Consider the following 22,584-nt stretch of genomic DNA (forward strand, 5'->3'; position numbering starts at 1 on the left):
ATTATTAAGAATGTAAAAACCAACGGATCGGAGAAACACCATGGCTAATGTAGGCACAGTACAATCAGTAACAGGGATTGTTAAAGTAATCGCAGAAGACGGAACGGAGCGCATTTTAAGCATAGGCGATACAGTCGCTGAAAATGAAAAGATTGTCACAGGCGACGGCGTTATCGTGATTGCCTTTACCGATGGTACTGTCTTAGACTTGGGTAGTAACTCAAGTATCGTGTTAAACGAAGACGTGCTCAATCAAGAAGGTGAGCAAATAGCGCAAAACCGAGCAGATGCCAACGACGAAGTTGCCGCACTGCAAGAAGCATTAGCAAATAACCCAGACTTTGACCCAACAGCGGAGCTACCAGCTACAGCAGCTGGGCCGGCCGCAGGCGGAACAGAGGGTAATAACGGTCACAGCATTGTCAGTGTGGATTATTTGAATCCAAAGGCGCCAGTAACATCAGGGCACGATACAACTGGAATAAGCCAAGAATTTTTACAACCAGATGAAGAGCTACCCCCTGTTGAAGATGAACCTGAGAAGCTGGATGAAGTGCCAACAATTAGCGTGACAAGTGGCATGGTTGATGAGCGAGGCTTGGAGACAGGTACAGGTGAACTATCTGACGGTGATGCTACTAATAATAGTGATGGGTCAGAAACAACCACGGGCATGTTTACTTATGATGTAGGTAGTAACACACCTGGACAAATTGAAGTTCAAGGCAAAGATGGTGCTTGGGTAGTTGTGAGCAATGGTAGTGTTATACAAGGTAATAATGGTGTTCTAACTATCAGTGAATCTGGTGGTGTCTATAGTTGGGGGTACACGCTAGAGAATAATGTAATGCATGCCGGCACAAATGTAACAGGTGTGAATGACCAAGTATTAGGTGAGTCTTTTTCTGTGCGTGTCTCAGGTTCAAACCCAAAGGCATCAGCAATGACTAAACTAGATATTGCTATTAATGATGATGGCCCTATTCTTGTGAAAGGGCAGTCTAGTGCAGAGGCCTCTGAGTTTACAATTGTTAATCATGATGAGGTCAGTTCGGCAGGCTACCATAATAGTTATGGCTACTATGTTAAAACACTGAACCCTGATGGAACGGTTAGCTCCAATTACCCAACTTCTGGGGTCATTATTGCCGCTGATGTCCACCATACTCATGCTGGGTTCGATCCAATAACGGTTACTGGTTATAGTCAAGAGCAGATAGGGTATTTTTTGATTCCTAATGGGGATCAGCTTAACAAGATAGATAATAATCAGACAGTTACGTTTCAAGAAGTAGGTGGGCAGTGGCAAGCTTTTGCAGGCGCGACACCTCTTTTGGGTAGAGGCTCTCATGTTCTATTTGATCTTGCAGAGCTCAATAAAGATGGCCAAGACCATATGGTTGATAACGGGCTAATCGGCAACCAAAACTGGGAGGACTTGCAGATTCCAAACGGAGATGGTGACTACAATGATGTCAATATCAATGTGGACTGGAGCAAAGTAACTGTTACAGGTGATGTGATAGATTCTGTAACGTTTGGAGCGGACGGTCCAGGAGCCATAGACTTTACTTTTGACGCAGGTGATATTGTATCCAGTGGTGCTCTGACTTCAAACGGGAATTCAATTACCTTTGTTGCAAAGGACTCGGACTCAGACGGTTTAAACGATCAGGTTCTCGGTACGGCACAAGGTGTTGACGTTCTTACAATCGACGGTATTTTAGACGGTGACTATGATATTAATATATTAGGCCCAATTGATGATGGGGCTGATGATGTAGATGTAGGTATCGATGTTCATGTTACTGCGTCAGATGGTGATGGTGACATGGTGGCATCGGTTTTAAATGTCAATATAAATTTTGACCTTAACCAAGTGTTGAGCGAATCAGAACCCATGGACTTACCTTGAGTTATAGGTTTGAGCAAGTAATGTGAGGTTAAAGATAGTAGGCTGGTTTGATTGAAGTGGTCGATTATTGCGAAGGTGGTTGGTTAAACGTATAAAAGCATGTGTTGAAATGTGCTTTAAGCACCTTTAAAATGTCTCGCATTTTCCTGATGGATGGTTCTTTGATTTTTATTAACTATAAAATGATTGACTAGCAGATAGGCGTTTAGCATTTTTGGTTAGATCGTATTGTGTGTTTATTTCTAATATTTAGGTTTGCTGGTTGTTGAGTTTTATTTATGCTTAAGTGTTTTCATAAGGCTGTATGCTGTATGAGTGACGTATAATATGACTTACCGAGAGATTCGAAATATTTTAATATCAACGGTCTTTTTTCTTTAATTCCTTTTTTTAGTGTGTGTCTACCAACGGAATCCTCGATGGTTTCGTCGCTATTAAGTTTTGTTTGGTAAAAATGTTATTAAGACCGAATTATGGCGACTATTTTACATGGGGAGTTAGATAACAAGAGTTATTGCGACAGGAAAAATTTGGTGCGCTCGGCGGGAGTCGAACCCACGACCTTCGCCTTCGGAGGGCGACACTCTATCCAGCTGAGCTACGAGCGCTTTGTATATTGTTGCAGTATTATAACGTGATATGTTGATAAAAGATTGAACTGTTTTTTCTTCGGGTTTATAGGCTAAGGGTTTATAATCCTGAAAAAATATCACTAAATTGGAGTTAGTACGTGAGTGAAGATAAGAAAATTTTAAGTGACCTAGGTGTCACGATAGGTGTGTTAGTTATTATTGCTATTGTAATTTCTTTTGTAGCGATTGGTTTGGTTGACGAGAAGCCAATGTCTGCAGCAGCAGAAAAAAAGGTTTTAGATAGAATTAAACCTTTAGGTGAGTTAGCAACAACGTTAGCCGAAGCTAAAAAAGCTAGTCCAATTGTTGAGCCGCCAGTGGTGGTTGCAAAGGAACCTATGTCCGCAGAGCAAGTTTATAATACGGCGTGTATGGCTTGCCATTCAACAGGAGTGGCGGGCGCACCTAAAACAGGTGATGTGGCAGCTTGGGCGCCTCGTATTGCACAAGGTGAATCAGTGCTCTTTGAGCACGCGACCAAAGGTTTTAAAGGCATGCCTGCACGAGGTGGTTCTGCTCAATTATCTGATGCAGATGTGACCGCAGCTATTGATTATATGGTTGAGAGAAGTCAGTAACTTAATTTAATAAACTTTTCATAAGGGCCAGGCTTTCCTGGCCTTTTTTCTTTTGTTCTTCTGGGTTTTTCTTTTGGACGGCGGCCCAATCTAAATCGTCGACGGGCAGTTCGGTTAAGAAACGGCTGGGTTCTGTTGATGAAACATCACCGTATTTCTTTCGTTGCGCGCAATAACTAAAGGTGAGCTGTTGTTGGGCTCTTGTAATGCCAACGTAAGCCAGTCGGCGTTCCTCTTCAATTTGTTCAGTATCAATACTATTTTGATGCGGCAGAATCCCTTCTTCCATGCCAATTAAATAGACGTAAGGGAACTCAAGTCCTTTTGCGGCGTGTAAGGTCATGAGTTTTATTTGGTCAGTTTTTTCTTCTTCCTCGTTGCGCTCTAAGCTGTCGAGCAACATCATGCGTGACACAATATCGCCCAAGCTGCGCTCTTCTTGTGACTTTTTAGCGCTGTTTTCAATCCATTTTATTAGCTCTAATACATTGTTTATTTTTCTTTCTGCCTGTTTGTCGCTATTGGCATGAGTTTTAATCCAATCGTAATACTCAATGTGTTGAAGCATTTCATGAAGGATGGCAATCGGGTCTTCTTGTTGTGTTCTATCAGATAAGCTAACAATCCAGTCGCAGAAAGAGCGCAGTTTGTAATAGGTTCGTTCATTTAACTGTTGTTCAAGCCCTATTTCAAAACAAGCATCAAATAAACTAATGTGGCGACTATTGGCATAAAGGGCGAGTTTTTCGACAGTGCTGGTGCCAATTTCACGGCGGGGTGTATTAATAACTCGGAGAAAAGCACTGTTGTCATCTGGGTTAATAAGCAGTTTGATATAACACAGGGTGTCTTTTATCTCAGCATGGGAAAAAAATGAAGTGCCGCCGCTGATGGCATACGGTAACGATAATTCCCGTAGGCTTTTTTCTAACAGTCTTGCTTGGTGGTTGCTTCGGTAGAGGATAGCAAAGTCAGCATTGCTGGCCCGGTGTTTAAATTTTATACGAGAAATTTCGGCCGCGATTTGTTGTGACTCCGAAAACTCATCTTTACATCTGATGACGTTAATTTTCTCATCACTTTTAATGTTGCTCCAAAGGTTCTTTTCATATAAATGCGGGTTGTTACTAATGAGTTGGTTAGCTGCTTTTAAAATACGTTGATTAGAGCGATAGTTTTGTTCGAGTTTAATGATCTCTAATCTAGGGAAATCCTTTTTTAGTGTGAAGAGGTTTTCTGGGTTAGCCCCTCGCCACGCGTAAATGGATTGATCGTCGTCACCAACGACGGTGAATTGTCCTATGGCGCCAACTAAATGCTTAAAAAACTCATATTGCGTGGTGTTTGTATCTTGATATTCATCGAGTAAAAGGTAACGAGTACTGTTTTGCCACTTTTCTAATACTGACGGGTGTTCGTTAAAAAGGACTAACGGCGTTAAGATTAAATCATCAAAATCGACCGCATTGCATACGCGGTTATATTGCTGATATTGTTCATATAATGCAGCAGCAAACTGCTGTTGAGCGTCTTCAGCTAAAGACATGGCTTGTGCTGGCAAGATCGCTTGGTTTTTCCAGTCGGATATTTGCCACGAAAGAGGTGATATTTGAGCTTTATCTAACTGATGTTGGCTATTATCTAAAATATCTTGTAGGACCTTAAATTTATCCTGTTCATCTAAAATGCTAATGTTCTTTTTAAAGCCAAGTGTTTGATACTCCTTGCGAATAATATCAAGACCTAGGGAGTGAAATGTTGATATGCGAATGCCTTTTGTTTTTTTTGACGAACAGAGTTTGTCAACACGTGAACGCATTTCTCTTGCCGCCTTATTGGTAAAGGTAACGGCGGTAATATGTTTGGCTTCAACACCGTTACTAATAAGGTGTGATATTTTTTCGGTAATGACGCGGGTTTTTCCGCTGCCAGCACCTGCAATAACAAGTAAGGGGGTGTCCGTTGTGATAACAGCTTTGTGTTGTTCTGGGTTTAGTTTGGGCACGGCGACTTAAAAGATGAGTTTGGGAGCAAATTTTACTCGTTCTTTATGATATTTTCAGCGCTTTATGTGACGCGTTTATCCATGCGGCGATAGCTTAAGGCTTCAGTTAAGTGGTGGCGTTGAATATTAGTTTGATGGTCCATATCGGCGATGGTTCGCGAGACACGTAAAATGCGATGATAGGCACGGTGCGATAAACCCAGTTTTTCAATTGCCTGCTCTAGTAGCTGATGATCTTCATCGCTTATTTGGCAATGTTGTTTGATTTGTGCAGTGGATAATAATTCGTTGAGTTGACCTTGTCGTTTTAGTGCTTTTATTTGCGAGTGTTGCACCCGTAAAGCAATTTGTGCACTACTTTGCTCACCTCCGTTAGTGCCTTTACGTAGCATTTCACTGGAAATACGGGGTACCTCAATATGCATATCAATTCTGTCGAGCAAGGGGCCGGATATTTTGTTTCGATAACGGCTGATTTGAACAGGGTTACATTGGCATCGTTGAGAAGTATCACCAAGGTAACCGCAAGGGCATGGGTTCATCGCGGCGATAAGTTGGAAGCGAGCAGGAAATTCTGTTTGGTGGTTAGCGCGGGAGATGGATATTTTTCCATTTTCAATAGGTTCGCGTAATACCTCTAATACTTTACGGTCAAATTCGGGGAGCTCGTCTAAAAATAAAATGCCATGATGCGCGAGTGATACTTCGCCGGGTTTTGGCGAACTGCCACCACCGACTAAAGCAACAGATGATGCGCTATGGTGAGGAGATCTAAAAGGAGGCATCCGCCACTGGTGAGTATCAAGGTTGTGCTGACTAATAGAGTAAATTGAGGCGGTCTCAATGGCCTCTTCTTCGCTTAGTAGCGGCAAGATGCTTGGTAATCGAGCTGCAAGCATTGACTTGCCGGTTCCTGGGGGGCCAAGCATTAATAGGCTGTGGCGTCCAGCAGCGGCAATTTCTAGTGCGCGTTTGGTGTGTTGTTGCCCGTGAACGTCTGAAAAGTCGAGAGTATTTATTGAGGGAGAGGTTACATCATTTTTAGGTTTAAAAAGAGGTAGTTCTTGCTGTCCATGAAGGTGCGAGCAAACAGCTAGCAGATGAGGAGCGCCAATAATATCAACACTTGAGATGAGCGCTGCTTCGTGTTGATTATGGGTGGGTAAGCAGAGTGTTCGATGGCTTGTTTGGCAGGCTATAGCTGTGGGTAATGCGCCTTTAATGGCTCTTAATTCACCGCTTAACGATAATTCGCCAAGAAACTCATAATCAAGCAGTTTGTCGTTGGGTATTTGGCCCGAGGCTGCAAGAATACAAAGCGCTATGGGTAAATCGAATCGCCCGCCTTCTTTGGGTAAATCAGCAGGTGCTAAGTTAATGGTGATGCGCTTAGCAGGAAACTCAAATTGACAATTGAGAATAGCGCTGCGTACGCGATCTTTACTTTCTTTAACAGCCGCCTCAGGTAAGCCAACAATATTTAGGCTGGGTAAACCGTTTGCTAGGTGCGCTTCAACGGTTACTAATGGCGCATTAATGCCAGTGGAGCTGCGCGTTAGAGTAGTAGCTAGTGACATGGTGGAATCCTTTCCTTAACAGCATGATTTAATGAGGAAGCTTTAGGTGTTATTGTTTTTCGTCAATTCATTAAGAGTTTGTTCAAGCGCATCTAACTTCTCACGTGTTCTCGCAAGCACAGCACTTTGTACATCAAACTCTTCACGCGTAACTAAGTCTAACTTAGCAAACTGTTGTTGCAAAATTGATCTAAAGTTTTTTTCGGTTTCACTTTTAATGCTTGCAAGGTCGTTGGGTAAGTGGTCGATCAGCGACTGGGTAATGCTTTCAATTATAGTTGGGTTAATCATAGCTATATAGGGTATATGAAATTTAGTTAATGCACCGGTTAGGTGCGTGAAAAACAAAAAAGGCCGTAATTAGTGCGGTTTTGTTGTTTTTTTTTTAGTAAAAAAGCTTGATTTTGGCCATTTGTGCTACAATAACAACAAATACCGTTTATGCAAAAAACACTTTAAAGCTTGGACGGTATCATAATTTATCAACAACAAGGAATGAAAATGAAATTATTAAAAACAACTGCAGTTGCTGGCTTATTGGTTGCTTCAAGTGCAGCAAGTGCTATCGAAATCAGCGGCAACGTTGCTTTAACAACAGACTATATCTGGCGTGGTATGTCTCAAACTGACGGTTCACCAGCGATTCAAGGTGGATTTGATGCGGACTTTGGTAACGGTATATATGCGGGTGCTTGGGGTTCAAATGTTGATTTTGGTTCTGATTCTGACGAAAGCATGGAGTTAGACCTTTATGCTGGTTGGGCTGGTGAATTCAAGGGCGTTGGTGTTGATGTTGGTGCTATTCATTATGCGTACCCTACATCAGGAACGGAGACTGATTTTACAGAGGTTTATGTAGGTCTATCAATGGGTCCTGCTTCTTTGACTCAGTATTTTGGTGTTGATTTAGGCAGCGATGACCTTGGTGATTACCGTTCAGGTAACTACACAGACCTAGGTCTTGATCTTGGCGAGTACAACGGTATCGCTTTTGCTGCTCATGTTGGCTACTATGATTTACAAGCTGACTCAAGTGACTACTGGGATTGGAAATTAGCTGCATCTACTACTTACATGGGTGTTGATGTAGAAGTTGCTTACACAGATGTTGATACTAACTCAGACAATGTAAGCGATGCACGTGGTGCATCTGACGATGCTGCATATGTATTAACTGTTTCTAAGTCTCTATAAGACTGAGTTCAAGCAGAGCTTCTCTGCTTATTTAACTTGTTTTACCCTAACGGGTAATGAGTTAAGCAGTTTAAAAACACCCCTCCTTGAGGGGTGTTTTTTTATGCCCAACGTAAATAATAAACTGGTTATAGCTGGTTCATTGGCTGCACTAATATGGGGCAATATTTGATTTTAGAGTTTTCCTCGCTCGGCTTTTTATCAGTTAACTATTTGAATATTAACGTTTTTTTAAATATGGCATGCCCTATGCATTATTATCCCCGTCAATAAGACATCAAAGAAAAGAGGAACAATAATGAAACTAGTAACAGCTGTATTAAAGCCTTTTAAATTAGATGATGTTCGCGAAGCGTTATCTGATATTGGGGTTTCCGGCATTACCGTCACTGAAGTTAAAGGTTTCGGTCGCCAAAAGGGTCATACGGAACTCTATCGTGGTTCTGAGTATGTTGTGGACTTTTTGCCTAAAGTAAAAGTTGAGATTGCCTTGTCAGATGAGCAAGTTGAGGAAGCAGTCGATTCAATTATTAAAGCGGCAAACACTGGAAAAATTGGAGACGGCAAAATTTTCATAACTGAGCTTGAAAAAGTTGTTCGTATCCGTACTGGTGAAACTGGCGCTGAAGCGCTTTAATTTAAATAATTGGAGGATCTCAACGTGGATCAAATACTAGAGTTACAATATGCGCTAGATACGTTTTATTTCTTAATGTGTGGTGCGCTTGTTATGTGGATGGCAGCTGGCTTTTCAATGTTAGAGGCAGGTCTTGTTCGTTCAAAAAATACAGCAGAAATTTTAACTAAGAACGTAGCGTTATTTGCTGTTTCATGCATTATGTATTTAGTGTATGGCTATGAAATTATGTATGGTGGCGGTGCCATGTTAAGTGGTATTGAGCTAGACGGCGCTGCAACTGCTGATGCTTTGACAGCTACTGTTTTAGCAGAATCAAAAGAAGCCGGGTTTGATGGCGGTTCTGTATATTCAAATGCCTCAGACTTTTTCTTCCAAGTGGTGTTCGTTGCTACAGCAATGTCGATCGTTTCAGGTGCGGTTGCTGAACGTATGAAGTTATGGGCATTCTTGGCCTTTGCTGTCGTGATGACAGGCGTGATTTATCCTATGGAAGGTTCATGGACATGGAACGGTGCAGATGTCTTTGGCATGTATAACCTAGGCGACCTTGGCTTTTCAGATTTTGCAGGATCAGGCATTGTACATATGGCTGGTGCAGCTGCAGCGTTAGCAGGTGTTTTATTGCTGGGTGCTCGTAAAGGAAAATATGGAGCTAATGGTGAAATTCACCCTATTCCCGGAGCAAACTTACCCCTAGCTACATTGGGTACATTTATTTTATGGATGGGCTGGTTTGGCTTTAACGGTGGTTCTGTGTTGAAGCTAGGTGATATCGCGAGTGCTAACTCCGTAGCGATGGTGTTTTTAAACACGAATGCTGCGGCCGCTGGTGGTGCGATGGCGTCATTAATCATGGCCAGAATAATGTTTGGTAAAGCTGATTTAACGATGTTATTAAACGGTGCATTAGCAGGACTTGTTGCGATTACTGCTGAGCCTTCAACACCGACTGCGTTGCAAGCTACTTTATTTGGTGCAGCTGGCGGTGTTTTGGTTGTCTTATCAATTGTGACACTTGACCGATTAAAAATAGATGATCCTGTAGGTGCTATCTCAGTACACGGTACTTGTGGCCTATTAGGGCTTTTATTGGTGCCGTTAACAAATGATGGTTCAAGCTTTTCTGGTCAATTGATCGGCGCGGCAACTATTTTTGTTTGGGTGTTTGTTGCAAGCCTTGTTGTTTGGGGTGTGTTGAAAGCTGTAATGGGTATTCGTGTTTCAGCTGAAGAAGAATATGAAGGTGTTGACCTTAGTGAATGTGGTATGGAAGCATATCCAGAGTTTACTAATAAATAAACGACATATTTAAGTGGTACAAAAAAGGGCGCTTAAGCGCCCTTTTTTGTATTTGAAAGAAACCTTACTCAGTTAATAGTGTTTGTGCTTCGCGGTATTTAGCCGCTGTTTTATTTGCGATTTCCGCTGGTAAGGTAGGTCCTGGGTTTGTTTTATCCCAATCTAAGGTTTCTAGGTAGTCACGAACGATCTGCTTGTCAAAGCTTGCAGGACTTGTGCCCACTTTATATTCTTTTGCATCCCAAAAACGTGATGAGTCAGGTGTTAACACTTCATCAATAAGGTGTAGCACGCCATTGTCATCTAAACCAAATTCAAATTTAGTATCAGCGATAATAATATTACGTTCTAAGGCGTATTGAGCAGCCGTTTTATATAAGGTTAAGCTGATATCACGCACTTGCTTCGCTAAATCTTCACCTAATAGTTGAATAGTCTCTGCGTAAGAAATGTTTTCATCGTGATCGCCAACTGCTGCTTTAGTTGAAGGTGTGTAAAGCGGCTCAGAGAGTTGTGAGGCTTGTTGTAAATTTTCAGGTAATTGAATACCGCATACCTGTCCTGACTTTTGATAGTCTTTCCAACCAGAACCTATTAGGTAGCCACGAACGATAGCTTCAATAGGTAGTGGTTTTAGTTTTTTTACGATGATCCCACGTTTTTCAAGGCGCTGGCAGTCTTTCTCATCATCTAATACTTGATTAAGTGTTAATTTAGATAATTGATTAGGGATTAGGTGGGCTAATTTTTCAAACCAAAAATTGGAGACTTCGTTTAGCACAATCCCCTTGCCAGGAATAGGATCGGGTAGAATAACGTCAAACGCAGATAAACGATCGGTGGTAACAATTAACATGTGCTTATCATCAATATCATAAATGTCGCGAACTTTTCCTTTATGGATAAGTGGCAGGCTGTTTAGGTTGGCATCGAGTAAGGAAGCTGGAATAGTCATTTGATTTAGTATGCTTAGTAAAAAAGCTGCTAATGATCTAATTTTATTAAGAATTTTGCAAGTAAAAGGTGTGAAACGATGAGATGGACGGGTAAATTATTAGGCGCTGTTTTTGGTTATATGACGTTTGGTGCTTTAGGTGCGCTACTGGGTGTCTATATTGGTCATAAATTTGATACAGGTATGGCACAGAATCCATTTGATCCAGAGCGCCAGCAACGAACAAAAAAGATATTTTTTAAATCTACATTCGCGATCATGGGGCACCTTGCTAAAGCGGATGGGCAGGTGTCTAAAGAAGAAATTCAAATGGCTCAGCAGGTAATGGCTCAAATGGAGCTATCCGCGGCGATGAAAAAAGAGGCTGTTAATGAATTTAATCGCGGAAAAGCCCCTGAGTTTAATTTAGATGCCGAGCTGGATGAATTTAAACAGGCCTGCCAGCGGCAAAAGAACTTAATTCGCATGTTTATTGAAGTGCAGCTTCAAGCAGCTTATGCAGACGGAGAGCTAGATGATGCGGAAGATCAAATATTAGCGCATATTTGTGGACGTTTAGGTATTCCTCAGTTTGCATATGAGCAGCTAAAGCGTATGTTGGGAGCGAGTCAACGACGGGGCGCGCATCAACAAAGCCGATCAACACCAGAAGAGGCCTACGCTATTCTGGGAGTGAGTGAGTCTGCAAGCGATGCGGAAGTAAAAAAAGCGTATCGACGCTTAATTAGCCAACATCATCCCGATAAATTGGTATCAAAAGGCTTACCTGATGAGATGATGAAGATAGCAAAAGAAAAGACGCAGCAAATCACAGAAGCTTACGATACCATCAGAGACCTTCGAAAGGCAGCTTGAGCTTTTTAATGTTTGAGCTATATTCAATTGACAATACACTAAATATATAAGGCTTCGCCATGGAATGGCTAAGGGTTTAACGTTTATGGATGAACAAAATCTCAATCTGCAATCAATACCAACGAGAGAGGCGCAATACTTTAGCGATGATGTTCGTCATTATCAGCAATTATTTGATTTAAATCTTAACCCAATGATGGTGTACTGTGATGACGGCTTGATTGAATTAAATAAGGCCACGCTGCAGATGTTTAATGCAGCTTCTCGAGATGTGTTACTGGGTCTTCATTTGTTTTCGCTGGCGCCAGACTGTCAACCGAATGGGGTTGCTTCAAAAGAACTTTTTAGCCATTTACTGCAAGAGGCTAGTTCAAAAGGTAGTGCAAATATTCAATGCATCTGTAAAAGATTTGATAGCGATGACGAGTTCCCTGTGGAAATGGTGATGAGCTTGTTAGGTTTGTCCGACCAAACCTTATATCAGGTGACGCTGGTTGACTTATCACACCAGCAGCGCTGGCAAAATGCGCTTCAGGTTGAAAAAAAACACGTCGAATTAACGTTGAAGCACGTCGATAACGCAGTCATAACGGCATCACAAAATGGTCTGGTGACGTATATAAATGAGGCGGCCTGTCAATTGACCGGTTGGAATTACTCAGAAGCGATAGGCGTGCCGGTCAAACGTGTGGTTTGTTTAGTAAAAAAAGCCTCGAATACGTTGCTGAGTTATTACTCTAGCGATGAAGGTAGATCGTTTAATAGTGTTGAACAGCTCCCTCGTAATGTCATGCTTGTGACGAAAGGCGGTCAACGAGTCCCTGTGCAAGGGAAGATGTCTACTCTAGAGGGGGCAGGTGAGTTTACTACGGGGTGTGTCATTACACTCGTCGATACAACCGAGCATTCAGCTTACAGTGAAGAAATGATATGGCATGCAACGCACGATATGTTGACGCGTTTGCCTAATAGGGCCTTGTTAACAGACCGTTTTGAGCAGGCGCTTCATTTGGCATCGAGACATGGCACTAATTTGGCTGTTTGTATGATGGATCTAGATGAGTTTAAGCCGGTCAATGATACTTATGGCCATGAAGTAGGGGATAAACTATTAATTGAAGTGGCAAGCCGTCTGAAAAAACAACTTCGCCAGGAGGATACTGTTGCCCGGTTAGGTGGTGATGAATTTGTTATTTTGATCGGTGAGGTAAGTCAAAAACCAGCGTTAGTGCAAGCCTTGTATCGTTTAAAAGCTGCGGTGTCTGCGCCTTATCGGATTGATAATAAAACCATAGAAATCTCTTGCAGTATTGGCGTGGCAAACTATTCGGGTGAAAAAGTAAATGCTGATACGTTATTGCGACAAGCTGATCAGGCGATGTATGACGCTAAACAATCAGGCCGAAATAGAATTCATTGGTTTGATGTGGAGCAGAACCAAAAAGCGCATGATTCTGAAAAAGTTATTAAGCGAATTGAGCGCGCACTAGCGGCTGGTGAGTTTGAGCTGCATTATCAGCCCCAAGTAAATATGAGAACCGCTGAGGTTGTTGGTATGGAGGGCTTGCTACGATGGCGACACCCTGAAAAAGGCCTGATACTACCAATGGAATTTTTGCCAATCATCGAGCAGCATGAGTTAATCATCAGCTTGGGCGAATGGGTGATAGCATCAGCATTAGAGCAACTATCGGTTTGGCAAAAGCAGGGTAAGCAGTGGACGGTGAGCGTCAATATTGCAGCAAAACATTTTCATTTGCCTAGTTTTTATAGACGATTGAGAGATAGCTTAAAGCAATACGCCAATGTGGAGCCAAATAAGTTTGAAATAGAAATATTAGAGTCGGCAGCGCTGGGGGATATTCAACACGTACAGGCAGCTATTAACAACTGTAAAGGCTTAGGTGTGCGTTTTGCGTTGGATGATTTCGGTACAGGGTACTCATCGTTAGGTTACTTGAAGCGATTACCTGCCGATAGGCTAAAAATAGACCAATCATTTGTAAGTGATATTTTGAATGATAAAGAAGATCTGGCGCTTGTGCAGGCGATTATAAGCTTAGCGACGACATTTGAACGAGAGGTGCTAGCAGAGGGTGTCGAAACCGCTGAGCAGGGAGGGCTCTTGATGCGTTTAGGCTGTGATGTTGCGCAAGGGGATGGGATCGCAAAGGCAATGCCGGCAGAAGCGGTAATGGCTTGGTCAGAAAAATTCACACCTGATGCGAGATGGAGCGTTTGGTCAGAAACGGAATGGGATCTCAAGGTGTTTCCGTTATTGGTAGCGCAGTACGACATTCGTGAATGGGTTAATAATGTACTGAACCCAATTGAAGACGAAACATTAGCTGCTGAAAAAGCGCTACTAAGTGATGAAAATAGGTGCCGTTTTGGGGCTTGGTATCATTCAGATGGGTTAAAGCAGTATGGTCACTTAGCCAACTTTGGAGCTATAGACAAGCTGCATCGGCGTTTACACAGCGTAGGCGACCAAGTTATACAATTGTATAAAGCGCATCATAAGCAAGAAGCAAAAGAAAAGTGTGCAGAACTTCGTGAGATCAAAGATGAATTGCTGTCGATATTGGATGAACTGCAATTAAAGGTGTTTTCAAGCTAACGCCTTTGTGGGGCGATAAAAAACTGTTGTTCTACGACTCTACTCGTTAAAATTAAATGTATTTTAATCCAATGAACAGGAGGTGCTATGCCATCATTTGATGTGGTTTCAGAAGTCGATACACACGAATTAACCAATGCGGTTGATCAGGCAAACAAAGAAGTGAGTACGCGTTTTGATTTTAAAGGGACTGATGCCTCTTTTGAATTAGCTCAACATGAGGTTGTTCTAAGTGGTGAATCAACATTTCAATTGGGTCAGATGCTGGATATTTTTCGCATAAAATTATCTCGTCGGGGTGTTGATGTTGACTGTATGGACGTACAGAAGGCCGAAGAATCAGGCTTAAGGGTGCGCCAAAAAGTGATTATCAAAGAAGGCTTGGATAGCGAATCGGCTAAGAAAATAACCAAGTTAATTAAAGAAAAAAAATTAAAAGTCCAAGCGCAAATTCAAAAGGAACAAGTTCGTGTAACGGGTAAGAAGCGCGATGAGTTACAAGCGGTAATGGCTTTATTAAAAGCGGAAGACTTAGGTATTCCATTACAGTTTAAGAATTTCCGCGATTAGTATTGCCTGGCCGGCAAACGGCTGCCGCGACTATATTCTTTGCTCTAGATAAAATAAGTTATTTAAGTAAATAAAATTCCTAACTAGTTGTTTTTTAATGTAATAAATAAATAGGCATATCAATTGCTTTGTTTTTATTAAGATTAATAAATAAAGGGTTAGATGATGCGATTTTTGTCGGTTTTTAATGTAACGCTGTTGATGTTGTTAGGTTCGGTAGTTGTGTTGATTTCCCCTAGCCATTTGTTTGCGTTGATCAATGTCCCTGGGTTGCTGGTAGTGTTAGGTGGTACTTTATGTGCTGTGATGCTTAGCAAACCGAAACATAAAGTAGTGCAGTTGTTACGCGAATTGCCTGATATTATTCAAGGGAAAGAAAAAGCGTTTCAAGGGCGTGCGGAGTTTAAACAATTGCTCCGTTGTGCGCAGTTGTATCGCTCCTCTCAACTGCGAGTGCTAGAGCAAGAAATTAAATTGGCGCAACAGCCGTTATTAAGGAAAGGCGTCCAGCTTATTCTTGATAGAACCTCGTTAGAAGATATTGATACTATCCTGCGAAAAGAGCGAGCTCGTTTGCTAGTAGTCAATCAGGAAAAATCACAGATTTTACGTTTAATGTCGAGTTATGCCCCTGCGTTTGGGATGCTAGGAACCTTACTGGGTATGATACATATGCTTTATGGTTTGGGCGATGTAGGCTTGGATGAAGTCGGTGTCACAATGGGGTTTGCTCTGCTGACAACATTATACGGTTTGGTTGTTGCTAATTTGGTATGTAAGCCACTGGCGATTAAATTGGAAAAAGTTACGGCAGAGCATGCCGCGCACCTTAATGTATTGTTAGAAGGCTTGGTGATGGTGTATCAAAAGAAACACCCTTTTGTGATTCGTGACATGTTAGAAGCACACGGAATACCAGCAGACACAAAACCTGAAACAAAAAGAGCCATCACTAAAAGTAGACTGTCTAAATTATTACCTTTAATGGCCTCTCATGTCGATTGAACGAAGGTCACAGTCTAGTGAAACGCTGCTTCCAGTAGAGGACAATGAGTCGTGGGCGGTAAGTTATATTGATCTATTGCTATTAATGGTGACACTGTTTGTTTTGCTGCTCGGGTATCAACAACAAGGCATTCAGTCGGCAGAGGAAAAGTCTCAGGCAGCTAAAGCCATGCAAATATCCCCCTCTGTTGATAACGGTGCCTTTTTAGATCAGGTTTACCTTAGTCATTTAAAAGACCGGGTGAGCGTGGTAGAAGAGCAAAATATTATTAAGCTGGCGATGAGCGATAGTATTTTATTTTTCCCTGCAGATGCTACGTTAAGCCGCTCTGGTGAGCGGGTGCTAGATGAAATAGCGCTGATGTTAAAGCAGCGCCCTTGGCATATTCTGGTGGAAGGTCATACAGATAATCAGCCGATTTCTACGCCAAGGTTCTTATCAAATTGGGAGTTATCATCTGCAAGAGCGACGAGTGTCACGCGGTATTTAATCGGTCGTGGTATTGCTCCACAACGATTAAGCGCTATTGGTTATGCAGATACTCGGCCGATAGCTAGCAATATAAAGGACGAGGGGCGCAGTAAAAATAGGCGCGTAGCGTTAGTATTACGGGTTGCTGAGTAGCCCATTATTTATGTGACCGGTTGGTTATAAAAGGCTAAACACAAAACCGATCATCGCGCCAAAAACGCCGCCCCATACCACTAACCAACCCAAATGTTCTTTAATCATTTGCTGGATAATGGTTTTGACCATATCGGGTGTCAATTCATCTAGCCTTTTTTCGACAATAGCTTCAATGTCATCGATTAAATCACCGCTGATTTGCTGGGCATTAATGCCTTCATGTATGGCGTCGATAAATGCTGGGCTTTGGGTCATCTGTGCAAGTGTTAAGCGAATCTTTTTACACACAGGTTCTTTCAAAGGGTCGAGCGCAGCAACGCCACCAACCATGGCTAGCATGCTGCCAAAGGATGACTCGGCAATCGCATCAACCAGTCCTTGAAAGAGTTGGTCATAATCAAGCCGATCAAGAAGTGGTTCAACATTAAACAGCTGTTGGGCGGCATCTTCTTCACGCTGTAGAAAACGTTGTATATTTTCCTGCGTAAAAAATTGCCGCATGATCAGGTCTTGAATGCCGCGTTTGAACTCTTCGAAATGAGCAGGAATAATGCCAGAGCCATATAGAAAAGGTACTTTTTCGAAAAGCATATGAACCGCAATCCAATTGGTAACTGCGCCAGAAAGCGCGAAGACACCAATGGCTCTAATATTCTCAGTGTATAGCGGGGTAAAAAAACTAGCGATAATAATGCCAACTGCCAATAAATTGGTGACTAAACTTTTGTTCATAAGACAGGCTGTTTTTTTAATTGATAGGGTTTTGCTCAAAAGGTCCGCGTTAACCAACCATGTATCGGCCAGCGGTAGCAATAACGATAATGCTCAGCCCAATGATAAGGTTGATGGCAATTAATAGACGAATTTGGCCTAGGCTTTTAGCCGCGCCTTCCCAGTTCTGTTCAGTAACGGCACGTTTTAATTTACGTGTAGGTGCAAAGAAGATATGCATAAAAATAAGCACCATAATGATACCCATGCTCATCATGAGGTGAACATAGGGTGCAACATATTTCATGCCGCCAAATTTATTGAAAATAAGCCAAAAACCTGTGCCAAGTAGTAGTACAACGCAAACCCAGACCCAAGGGAAGAATTTGGCAAACACAGTGGACCACAAGCTGAGTTGTTGAGGAGAATCAAGTTGGGTGGCAATACTGGGGCGTAAAACAAGGTAAGCGAAAAACATTCCGCCTACCCAAATAACAGAAGATAAAGCGTGCAGACTAATTGCTAGAGAGATCATGAGTATTCCTTTTTTATTGTGATTGAAGAGGGTGTTTAAAAACGTGTATAAGCCAATTATGTATCGATAAAACCAATGTGTCATTTAAACCAGTAAAGAGATGGTCGGCACCTGAGATTTCAACTTGACGGTTAAGAGGGTTGCTCTTAACCAGCGCTAATTTTCGCATAGGAGCGGTTTTTTTTACATTATCAAGGTCTTGGCTGCCAAAGATGTCGAGAACAGGGATGGATAAGTCCCTTAAATGTTCAGTTGCTTGAGCTTCTGGTAAGTCAGAGGCCAAGGTGGGTAAGCCAATTAGTACAAGAGCATCACAGGCTTTTTTGTCTTGTTGGGCTAGAAAATTTGTTGCCATAATGCCACCCAAGCTATGTGCTATTAATACGCAAGGGTGGTTGTCAAAGTTTTCACGCATGTAGTTTAAGGTCGACTCGATTCTAGGGCCGCTTTCTTTAATTAAAGCTAAATGATCGTTAATAGAGGCATCATCAGAAGCCATTGGGAGTTGAATGGATGCGGTGACCCAGCCCATTTGTGCCAGTTGACTACGCAATGGTCGAATGATTTGTGGTGCATTTGGGTTTGAGCCCATGCCATGCAAAATAATAATACTACCGCGCAACTGATCAGGCTCTTCATTATTAAGTAGCCCCAAAAACTCGACACTGTCGGTTTTTAAAGTCAGTATGTCGCCAATGATAATACTGTCTTTGACGTTTTCTGCGATGCGCTTTTCTCTGTCTAAGTCTGCGCAAAATGCAAAACCGCTAGCAAGTAGACCAAAACTGAATGCTAAAAAAGGTAATAGTTTTTTAGGCATGGTTGAGAAGTATTATGTGAATGAATTGAAGTGCTCATGGTGCATTAGTGTACGTAAAAAATCTAGACTAAAGCAGGTATTAGCACTGCTAATTCATACAATGGTTTTTTGTCAGATATGAAAACAGTTTTTACATGGGTAAAATACGGGCATGCAAGATCAACGGTTAATCTTTAAATTGGCTATTTCAGCAGAAAAATATTTATCTGTTTATAAAGGCCATGCGAACAAAATCTCAACCATCGCTAGCGACGGAAGACGAATAGAGTTTTCGGCAGATAATGTGCGACAGTTTTTAACGCATGATGGAATTTATGGTGTGTTTGAAATGCTTATTACTGCAGAACAAAAGTTTTTATCTATTAGGCGGTTAAGATAAGCCGCGATGTAAGGTCTATAGGGCTAATGGAGATGAAATAAAATGCAAATTCGGGTACCCTTCTTCCTTTATTAAAAAGTTGCTTAAGAAATGAAAACACCCTTAATTGCACCGTCTATTTTATCGGCTGATTTTGCTCGTTTGGGCGAAGAGGTCGACAATGTGCTATTTGCAGGCGCAGATGTCGTGCATTTCGATGTGATGGACAACCATTATGTGCCGAATTTAACCATTGGGCCATTAGTGTGTGAGGCGCTGCGCAATCATGGCGTAACTGCACCGATTGATGTCCATTTAATGGTCAAACCAGTAGACCGAATTATTCCTGATTTTGCAAAAGCAGGAGCTAGCTATATTACCTTCCACCCTGAGGCATCTGAACATATAGACCGCAGTTTAGGCCTGATTAAAGAATTAGGTTGCAAGGCAGGGTTAGTTTTTAATCCAGCAACGCCATTAAGTTATCTAGATCACGTGATGGATAAGCTCGATGTGATTTTATTGATGTCGGTAAACCCAGGCTTTGGCGGGCAAAGCTTTATTCCTTCTACGTTGGAGAAATTACGTCAAGTTCGTCAACGTATTGATGTGAGTGGGGCTGATATTCGGCTTGAAGTAGATGGTGGTGTAAAGATTGATAATATCGGTGAAATTGCCGCTGCCGGTGCAGATATGTTTGTCGCTGGTTCGGCCATCTTTAACACCGATGATTATGCAAAAACTATTGCAGCTATGCGTGAGAAAATAGCAAAGGCAGTTGCTTGAAAACATTGCGTGACAATTGCCAAACAAAGTTAGTGGCCTTTGATTTAGATGGCACATTATTGGATAGCGTGCCTGACTTAGCAAAAGCAGTGCAACTAACATTGGCGGAGTTAAATTTACCAACGCAACAACAAGACAACGTGCGTGGCTGGATTGGTAATGGCGCACGCGTACTAGTAAAACGTGCCTTGTCGGGGGATATTAATGGCGATATACCGAAAGACTTGTTTGATAAAGCCTATCCAATATTCCTAAAGCACTACGCAGATAACCTAAATACCGACAGTGAGCTTTATAATGGGGTGGAAGACACATTAGCTGCTTTCAAACGGGCAGGAATAGCTATGGCCTGTATTACTAATAAGCCAGAACAATTTACGCTGCCTTTATTAAAGGAAATAGGGCTGAGCCAATTTTTTGATAAAGTTGTCTGCGGTGATAGCTTTGAGCACCGAAAACCACACCCGATGCCACTATTAGAGACGGCGAAGTTTTTTAACGTATTACCTGAGCAGTCTATTATGGTGGGTGATTCGGTCAATGATATTATGGCGGCCCAAGCAGCTGGTTTTTATTCCATTTGTGTCAGTTACGGTTATCACGGTGAGGATGATGTGCATCAATTAGGTGCTGATGTTGTCATACAACACTTTTCAGAAATAGCACAGTTGCTGGAAAAAGCCGCATAAGAGAAGGTGCCAAATATGGGTGATGTAAAACTAATGAAAAAACGATGGCGGTTCGGCTGAATGATTTAGCAGAAGCATTAAAACCATTGATGAAGTAATTAAGAGACCGTGTGATGACACCCGAAAAATTTAAACAATATGCCGATCAGGGCTATAGCAAAATTCCCCTGATGAAAACGATTTTGGCCGACCTAGAAACCCCATTAAGCGCCTATATGAAACTGGCTAATGGGCCTTATAGTTATCTTTTTGAATCTGTACAAGGTGGCGAGAATTGGGGGCGTTACTCGATTATTGGCCTACCGTGTAACGAAGTGATTAAAATAACGGGTAACAACATTCGCTTGGAATCGAATGGTCGACTAACAAACAGCCTCAGTAGTGATGCCCCTTTAGATTGGGTGAGACAGTACGCATCGACATTTAATATACCGGATATTGATGGCCTGCCACGATTTAGTGGCGGCTTGGTTGGCTACTTTGGTTATGAGACTATTCATTATATCGAGCCAAAAGTCGCAGAAAACAGCCAGCAAAATAAAAAAGAAGACCCAATAGGCTCCCCAGATATCTTATTAATGATTTCTGAAGAAGTGTTGATTTTTGATAACGTTAACAATCAAATAATGATTGTGACTCACGTTGATCCAACGCTGGAGACTGCCTACCAAGATGGTTTGAGTCGTCTTGAAGAGCTTAGCCTTCAATTAAATACTACTGAAATACGTTCTACGTTTGGGCAAAGCCAATCACCAGCGATTGATGAGTCGGGGTTCGTTTCGGGGTTCACCCAAGAAGGCTTTCAAGAAGCGGTTAAAACGGTAAAAGACTATATCGTTGAAGGCGATGTGATGCAGGTGGTCTTATCGCAAAGGATGAGCATCCCTTATGAAGAGCCGCCAATAGACTTGTATCGTGCACTACGGTGCTTGAACCCATCTCCATACATGTACCATTTAAACTTAGACGATACATATGTTGTTGGCTCATCGCCAGAAATTTTAACGCGCTTGGAAGATGAGCAGGTAACGGTTCGACCCATTGCCGGTACCCGCCCGAGAGGTGCGACACGTGAAGAAGATGAGGCCTTGGAGAAAGAGTTGCTGGCAGACCCTAAAGAATGCGCCGAACATTTAATGTTGATTGACTTGGGCCGTAATGATGCGGGGCGTGTCTGCAAAACAGGTACCGTAGAATTAACCGATAAAATGGTGATTGAGCGTTATTCTCATGTTATGCACATTGTATCGAATGTGACAGGGCAACTAGAGGCTGGCCTTAATGCTATTGATGTCTTGGAAGCGACCTTTCCTGCGGGTACCGTTAGTGGTGCGCCAAAGGTGAGGGCAATGCAAATTATTGACGAGTTGGAGCCGGTTAAGCGCGGCATTTATTCGGGTGCTGTTGGTTATCTGTCGTGGTCGGGGAATTTAGATACAGCCATTGCTATTCGAACAGCAGTGATAAAGGATGGGCAGTTGAATATTCAGGCGGGCGCAGGCATCGTGCATGATTCTGTGCCAGAGAACGAGTGGGCTGAAACAATGAATAAAGGACGGGCTATTTTTAAAGCAGTGGCGATGGCAAAACATGGTTTAGAAGAAGGTGAAGGTTAATGGCCACATGTAAATTAGTGATGATTGATAACTATGATTCCTTTACCTATAACTTGGTGCAATATTTTGCTGAGCTAGGCGCCGATGTGCATGTTGTGCGCAACGACCAAGCGACTATTGATGAAGTAATTGCGATGCAGGCCGACCGGTTAGTGATTTCACCTGGGCCTTGTACCCCAACCCAAGCGGGTATTTCTGTTGAACTTATTAAGCAAATGGCTGGTTCTGTGCCGATTTTAGGCGTTTGTTTAGGGCACCAGAGTATTGGTGAAGTTTTTGGTGGAAAGGTTGTTCACGCAAAGAAAATTATGCATGGTAAAACATCGGATATGCACCACAATAATAGCGGCGTTTTTACTGGTTTAAGTAATCCATTTAAAGCCACGCGTTACCATTCATTGGTGGTGGAAAAAGACTCCTTACCAGACTGTTTGGAAATAACAGCATGGACGGAAACGGAGACAGGTAAAATGGATGAAATTATGGGCTTTAAGCACCGAGAGTTAGAGGTTGAAGGTGTACAGTTTCACCCAGAGTCCATTTTGACTGAACACGGGCATGATTTATTAAACAACTTTTTATACAAGGTCTGAACA

General features: G+C 42.2%; 22 protein-coding genes and 1 tRNA gene. 15 read left to right on the forward strand and 8 right to left on the reverse strand.

All coding sequences use genetic code 11. The annotated features are described in order from the left end of the window. The first annotated feature begins 40 nt into the window (after window positions 1-40). Window positions 41-1,915, forward strand: coding sequence for a retention module-containing protein (locus tag KUG63_RS08955; RefSeq protein ID WP_287554892.1), 1,875 nt, complete (start codon window positions 41-43; stop codon window positions 1,913-1,915). A gap of 531 nt (window positions 1,916-2,446) precedes the next feature. On the opposite strand, the gene KUG63_RS08960 is transcribed toward KUG63_RS08955, so the two are convergent. After that, window positions 2,447-2,523 (reverse strand) — tRNA-Arg (locus KUG63_RS08960). A 122-nt stretch (window positions 2,524-2,645) separates the two neighbouring features. Between KUG63_RS08960 and KUG63_RS08965 the strand changes: the two genes are divergently transcribed. Next, window positions 2,646-3,125 (forward strand): c-type cytochrome, encoded by a 480-nt coding sequence (locus KUG63_RS08965; protein ID WP_287554894.1) that lies wholly within the window; start codon window positions 2,646-2,648, stop codon window positions 3,123-3,125. A 1-nt stretch (window position 3,126) separates the two neighbouring features. Here the strand turns inward: KUG63_RS08965 and KUG63_RS08970 are convergent, their stop codons facing one another. From KUG63_RS08970 to KUG63_RS08980, 3 genes are all read right to left on the reverse strand, one after another. Then, window positions 3,127-5,130: a UvrD-helicase domain-containing protein gene (locus tag KUG63_RS08970; protein ID WP_287554895.1), complete on the reverse strand. Its 2,004-nt coding sequence runs from the start codon at window positions 5,128-5,130 to the stop codon at window positions 3,127-3,129. A 62-nt stretch (window positions 5,131-5,192) separates the two neighbouring features. Next, on the reverse strand, window positions 5,193-6,707 hold the full coding sequence (locus KUG63_RS08975) for a YifB family Mg chelatase-like AAA ATPase (protein ID WP_287554896.1): 1,515 nt from the start codon (window positions 6,705-6,707) through the stop codon (window positions 5,193-5,195). 42 nt (window positions 6,708-6,749) lie between these two features. Continuing rightward, window positions 6,750-6,998 carry an accessory factor UbiK family protein gene (locus tag KUG63_RS08980; RefSeq protein WP_020162663.1) on the reverse strand — a complete coding sequence of 83 codons (249 nt, stop codon included), beginning with the start codon at window positions 6,996-6,998 and terminating at the stop codon, window positions 6,750-6,752. Between the two features lie 210 nt (window positions 6,999-7,208). Between KUG63_RS08980 and KUG63_RS08985 the strand changes: the two genes are divergently transcribed. The 3 genes from KUG63_RS08985 to KUG63_RS08995 all read left to right on the forward strand — a co-directional run bounded on the left by KUG63_RS08985 (window position 7,209) and on the right by KUG63_RS08995 (window position 9,840). Further along, complete coding sequence (locus KUG63_RS08985; protein ID WP_287554897.1) at window positions 7,209-7,901, forward strand: TorF family putative porin; 693 nt, start codon at window positions 7,209-7,211, stop codon at window positions 7,899-7,901. 298 nt (window positions 7,902-8,199) lie between these two features. Further along, window positions 8,200-8,538, forward strand: a complete 339-nt coding sequence (gene glnK, locus KUG63_RS08990) for a P-II family nitrogen regulator (RefSeq protein WP_015006817.1) — start codon at window positions 8,200-8,202, stop codon at window positions 8,536-8,538. 24 nt (window positions 8,539-8,562) lie between these two features. After that, window positions 8,563-9,840: an ammonium transporter gene (locus tag KUG63_RS08995; RefSeq protein WP_015006816.1), complete on the forward strand. Its 1,278-nt coding sequence runs from the start codon at window positions 8,563-8,565 to the stop codon at window positions 9,838-9,840. A gap of 64 nt (window positions 9,841-9,904) precedes the next feature. Here the strand turns inward: KUG63_RS08995 and KUG63_RS09000 are convergent, their stop codons facing one another. Then, entirely contained in the window at window positions 9,905-10,795 is an 891-nt protein-coding gene (locus KUG63_RS09000) for a phosphoribosylaminoimidazolesuccinocarboxamide synthase (RefSeq protein WP_015006815.1), read from the reverse strand. A gap of 78 nt (window positions 10,796-10,873) precedes the next feature. On the opposite strand from KUG63_RS09000, the gene djlA reads away from it, so the two are divergent. From djlA to KUG63_RS09025, 5 genes are all read left to right on the forward strand, one after another. Next, window positions 10,874-11,650: a co-chaperone DjlA gene (gene djlA, locus KUG63_RS09005; RefSeq protein WP_015006814.1), complete on the forward strand. Its 777-nt coding sequence runs from the start codon at window positions 10,874-10,876 to the stop codon at window positions 11,648-11,650. A 64-nt stretch (window positions 11,651-11,714) separates the two neighbouring features. After that, window positions 11,715-14,270, forward strand: coding sequence for an EAL domain-containing protein (locus KUG63_RS09010; RefSeq protein WP_287554899.1), 2,556 nt, complete (start codon window positions 11,715-11,717; stop codon window positions 14,268-14,270). Window positions 14,271-14,357: 87 nt separating this feature from the next. Then, window positions 14,358-14,840 (forward strand): YajQ family cyclic di-GMP-binding protein, encoded by a 483-nt coding sequence (locus tag KUG63_RS09015; protein WP_015006812.1) that lies wholly within the window; start codon window positions 14,358-14,360, stop codon window positions 14,838-14,840. 162 nt (window positions 14,841-15,002) lie between these two features. After that, window positions 15,003-15,845 (forward strand): motility protein A, encoded by an 843-nt coding sequence (locus KUG63_RS09020; protein ID WP_236610534.1) that lies wholly within the window; start codon window positions 15,003-15,005, stop codon window positions 15,843-15,845. Then, on the forward strand, window positions 15,835-16,470 hold the full coding sequence (locus KUG63_RS09025) for a flagellar motor protein MotB (protein ID WP_016390457.1): 636 nt from the start codon (window positions 15,835-15,837) through the stop codon (window positions 16,468-16,470). Before KUG63_RS09020 ends, KUG63_RS09025 begins: the two co-directional genes overlap by 11 nt. Before the next feature lie 24 nt (window positions 16,471-16,494). On the opposite strand, the gene KUG63_RS09030 is transcribed toward KUG63_RS09025, so the two are convergent. Genes KUG63_RS09030 through KUG63_RS09040 form a run of 3 tightly spaced genes read right to left on the reverse strand, consistent with a single transcriptional unit; the run spans window position 16,495 to window position 18,539 of the window. After that, on the reverse strand, window positions 16,495-17,205 hold the full coding sequence (locus tag KUG63_RS09030) for a DUF445 family protein (protein ID WP_277642513.1): 711 nt from the start codon (window positions 17,203-17,205) through the stop codon (window positions 16,495-16,497). 49 nt (window positions 17,206-17,254) lie between these two features. Then, complete coding sequence (locus KUG63_RS09035) at window positions 17,255-17,719, reverse strand: CopD family protein (protein WP_277642512.1); 465 nt, start codon at window positions 17,717-17,719, stop codon at window positions 17,255-17,257. Between the two features lie 13 nt (window positions 17,720-17,732). After that, entirely contained in the window at window positions 17,733-18,539 is an 807-nt protein-coding gene (locus KUG63_RS09040) for an alpha/beta fold hydrolase (protein WP_015006807.1), read from the reverse strand. A gap of 151 nt (window positions 18,540-18,690) precedes the next feature. On the opposite strand from KUG63_RS09040, the gene KUG63_RS09045 reads away from it, so the two are divergent. From KUG63_RS09045 to KUG63_RS09065, 5 genes are all read left to right on the forward strand, one after another. Then, complete coding sequence (locus KUG63_RS09045) at window positions 18,691-18,918, forward strand: DUF2835 domain-containing protein (RefSeq protein ID WP_015006806.1); 228 nt, start codon at window positions 18,691-18,693, stop codon at window positions 18,916-18,918. Between the two features lie 90 nt (window positions 18,919-19,008). Then, complete coding sequence (rpe, locus tag KUG63_RS09050; protein ID WP_015006805.1) at window positions 19,009-19,683, forward strand: ribulose-phosphate 3-epimerase; 675 nt, start codon at window positions 19,009-19,011, stop codon at window positions 19,681-19,683. After that, on the forward strand, window positions 19,680-20,372 hold the full coding sequence (locus KUG63_RS09055) for a phosphoglycolate phosphatase (RefSeq protein ID WP_015006804.1): 693 nt from the start codon (window positions 19,680-19,682) through the stop codon (window positions 20,370-20,372). The genes rpe and KUG63_RS09055 overlap by 4 nt, the downstream gene beginning before the upstream one ends. A 113-nt stretch (window positions 20,373-20,485) precedes the next feature. After that, entirely contained in the window at window positions 20,486-21,988 is a 1,503-nt protein-coding gene (trpE, locus tag KUG63_RS09060) for an anthranilate synthase component I (RefSeq protein WP_015006803.1), read from the forward strand. Further along, window positions 21,988-22,581 carry an anthranilate synthase component II gene (locus tag KUG63_RS09065; RefSeq protein ID WP_015006802.1) on the forward strand — a complete coding sequence of 198 codons (594 nt, stop codon included), beginning with the start codon at window positions 21,988-21,990 and terminating at the stop codon, window positions 22,579-22,581. The genes trpE and KUG63_RS09065 overlap by 1 nt, the downstream gene beginning before the upstream one ends. The last annotated feature ends 3 nt before the right edge of the window (window positions 22,582-22,584 follow it).

This window comes from Cycloclasticus sp., assembly GCF_019090545.1.
GTDB classification, from domain to species: Bacteria; Pseudomonadota; Gammaproteobacteria; order Methylococcales; family Cycloclasticaceae; genus Cycloclasticus; species Cycloclasticus pugetii.

What these genes read in the sequence shown, in the direction of transcription:
- KUG63_RS08955 (WP_287554892.1), top strand. Translation starts at nt 41, where the DNA reads ATGGCTAATGTAGGCACAGTACAATCAGTAACAGGGATTGTTAAAGTA.
- KUG63_RS08975 (WP_287554896.1), bottom strand. Translation starts at nt 6,707, where the DNA reads ATGTCACTAGCTACTACTCTAACGCGCAGCTCCACTGGCATTAATGCG.
- KUG63_RS08980 (WP_020162663.1), bottom strand. Translation starts at nt 6,998, where the DNA reads ATGATTAACCCAACTATAATTGAAAGCATTACCCAGTCGCTGATCGAC.
- KUG63_RS08985 (WP_287554897.1), top strand. Translation starts at nt 7,209, where the DNA reads ATGAAATTATTAAAAACAACTGCAGTTGCTGGCTTATTGGTTGCTTCA.
- glnK (WP_015006817.1), top strand. Translation starts at nt 8,200, where the DNA reads ATGAAACTAGTAACAGCTGTATTAAAGCCTTTTAAATTAGATGATGTT.
- KUG63_RS09000 (WP_015006815.1), bottom strand. Translation starts at nt 10,795, where the DNA reads ATGACTATTCCAGCTTCCTTACTCGATGCCAACCTAAACAGCCTGCCA.
- djlA (WP_015006814.1), top strand. Translation starts at nt 10,874, where the DNA reads ATGAGATGGACGGGTAAATTATTAGGCGCTGTTTTTGGTTATATGACG.
- KUG63_RS09010 (WP_287554899.1), top strand. Translation starts at nt 11,715, where the DNA reads ATGGCTAAGGGTTTAACGTTTATGGATGAACAAAATCTCAATCTGCAA.
- KUG63_RS09015 (WP_015006812.1), top strand. Translation starts at nt 14,358, where the DNA reads ATGCCATCATTTGATGTGGTTTCAGAAGTCGATACACACGAATTAACC.
- KUG63_RS09020 (WP_236610534.1), top strand. Translation starts at nt 15,003, where the DNA reads ATGATGCGATTTTTGTCGGTTTTTAATGTAACGCTGTTGATGTTGTTA.
- KUG63_RS09025 (WP_016390457.1), top strand. Translation starts at nt 15,835, where the DNA reads ATGTCGATTGAACGAAGGTCACAGTCTAGTGAAACGCTGCTTCCAGTA.
- KUG63_RS09030 (WP_277642513.1), bottom strand. Translation starts at nt 17,205, where the DNA reads ATGAACAAAAGTTTAGTCACCAATTTATTGGCAGTTGGCATTATTATC.
- KUG63_RS09035 (WP_277642512.1), bottom strand. Translation starts at nt 17,719, where the DNA reads ATGATCTCTCTAGCAATTAGTCTGCACGCTTTATCTTCTGTTATTTGG.
- KUG63_RS09040 (WP_015006807.1), bottom strand. Translation starts at nt 18,539, where the DNA reads ATGCCTAAAAAACTATTACCTTTTTTAGCATTCAGTTTTGGTCTACTT.
- KUG63_RS09045 (WP_015006806.1), top strand. Translation starts at nt 18,691, where the DNA reads ATGCAAGATCAACGGTTAATCTTTAAATTGGCTATTTCAGCAGAAAAA.
- rpe (WP_015006805.1), top strand. Translation starts at nt 19,009, where the DNA reads ATGAAAACACCCTTAATTGCACCGTCTATTTTATCGGCTGATTTTGCT.
- trpE (WP_015006803.1), top strand. Translation starts at nt 20,486, where the DNA reads ATGACACCCGAAAAATTTAAACAATATGCCGATCAGGGCTATAGCAAA.
- KUG63_RS09065 (WP_015006802.1), top strand. Translation starts at nt 21,988, where the DNA reads ATGGCCACATGTAAATTAGTGATGATTGATAACTATGATTCCTTTACC.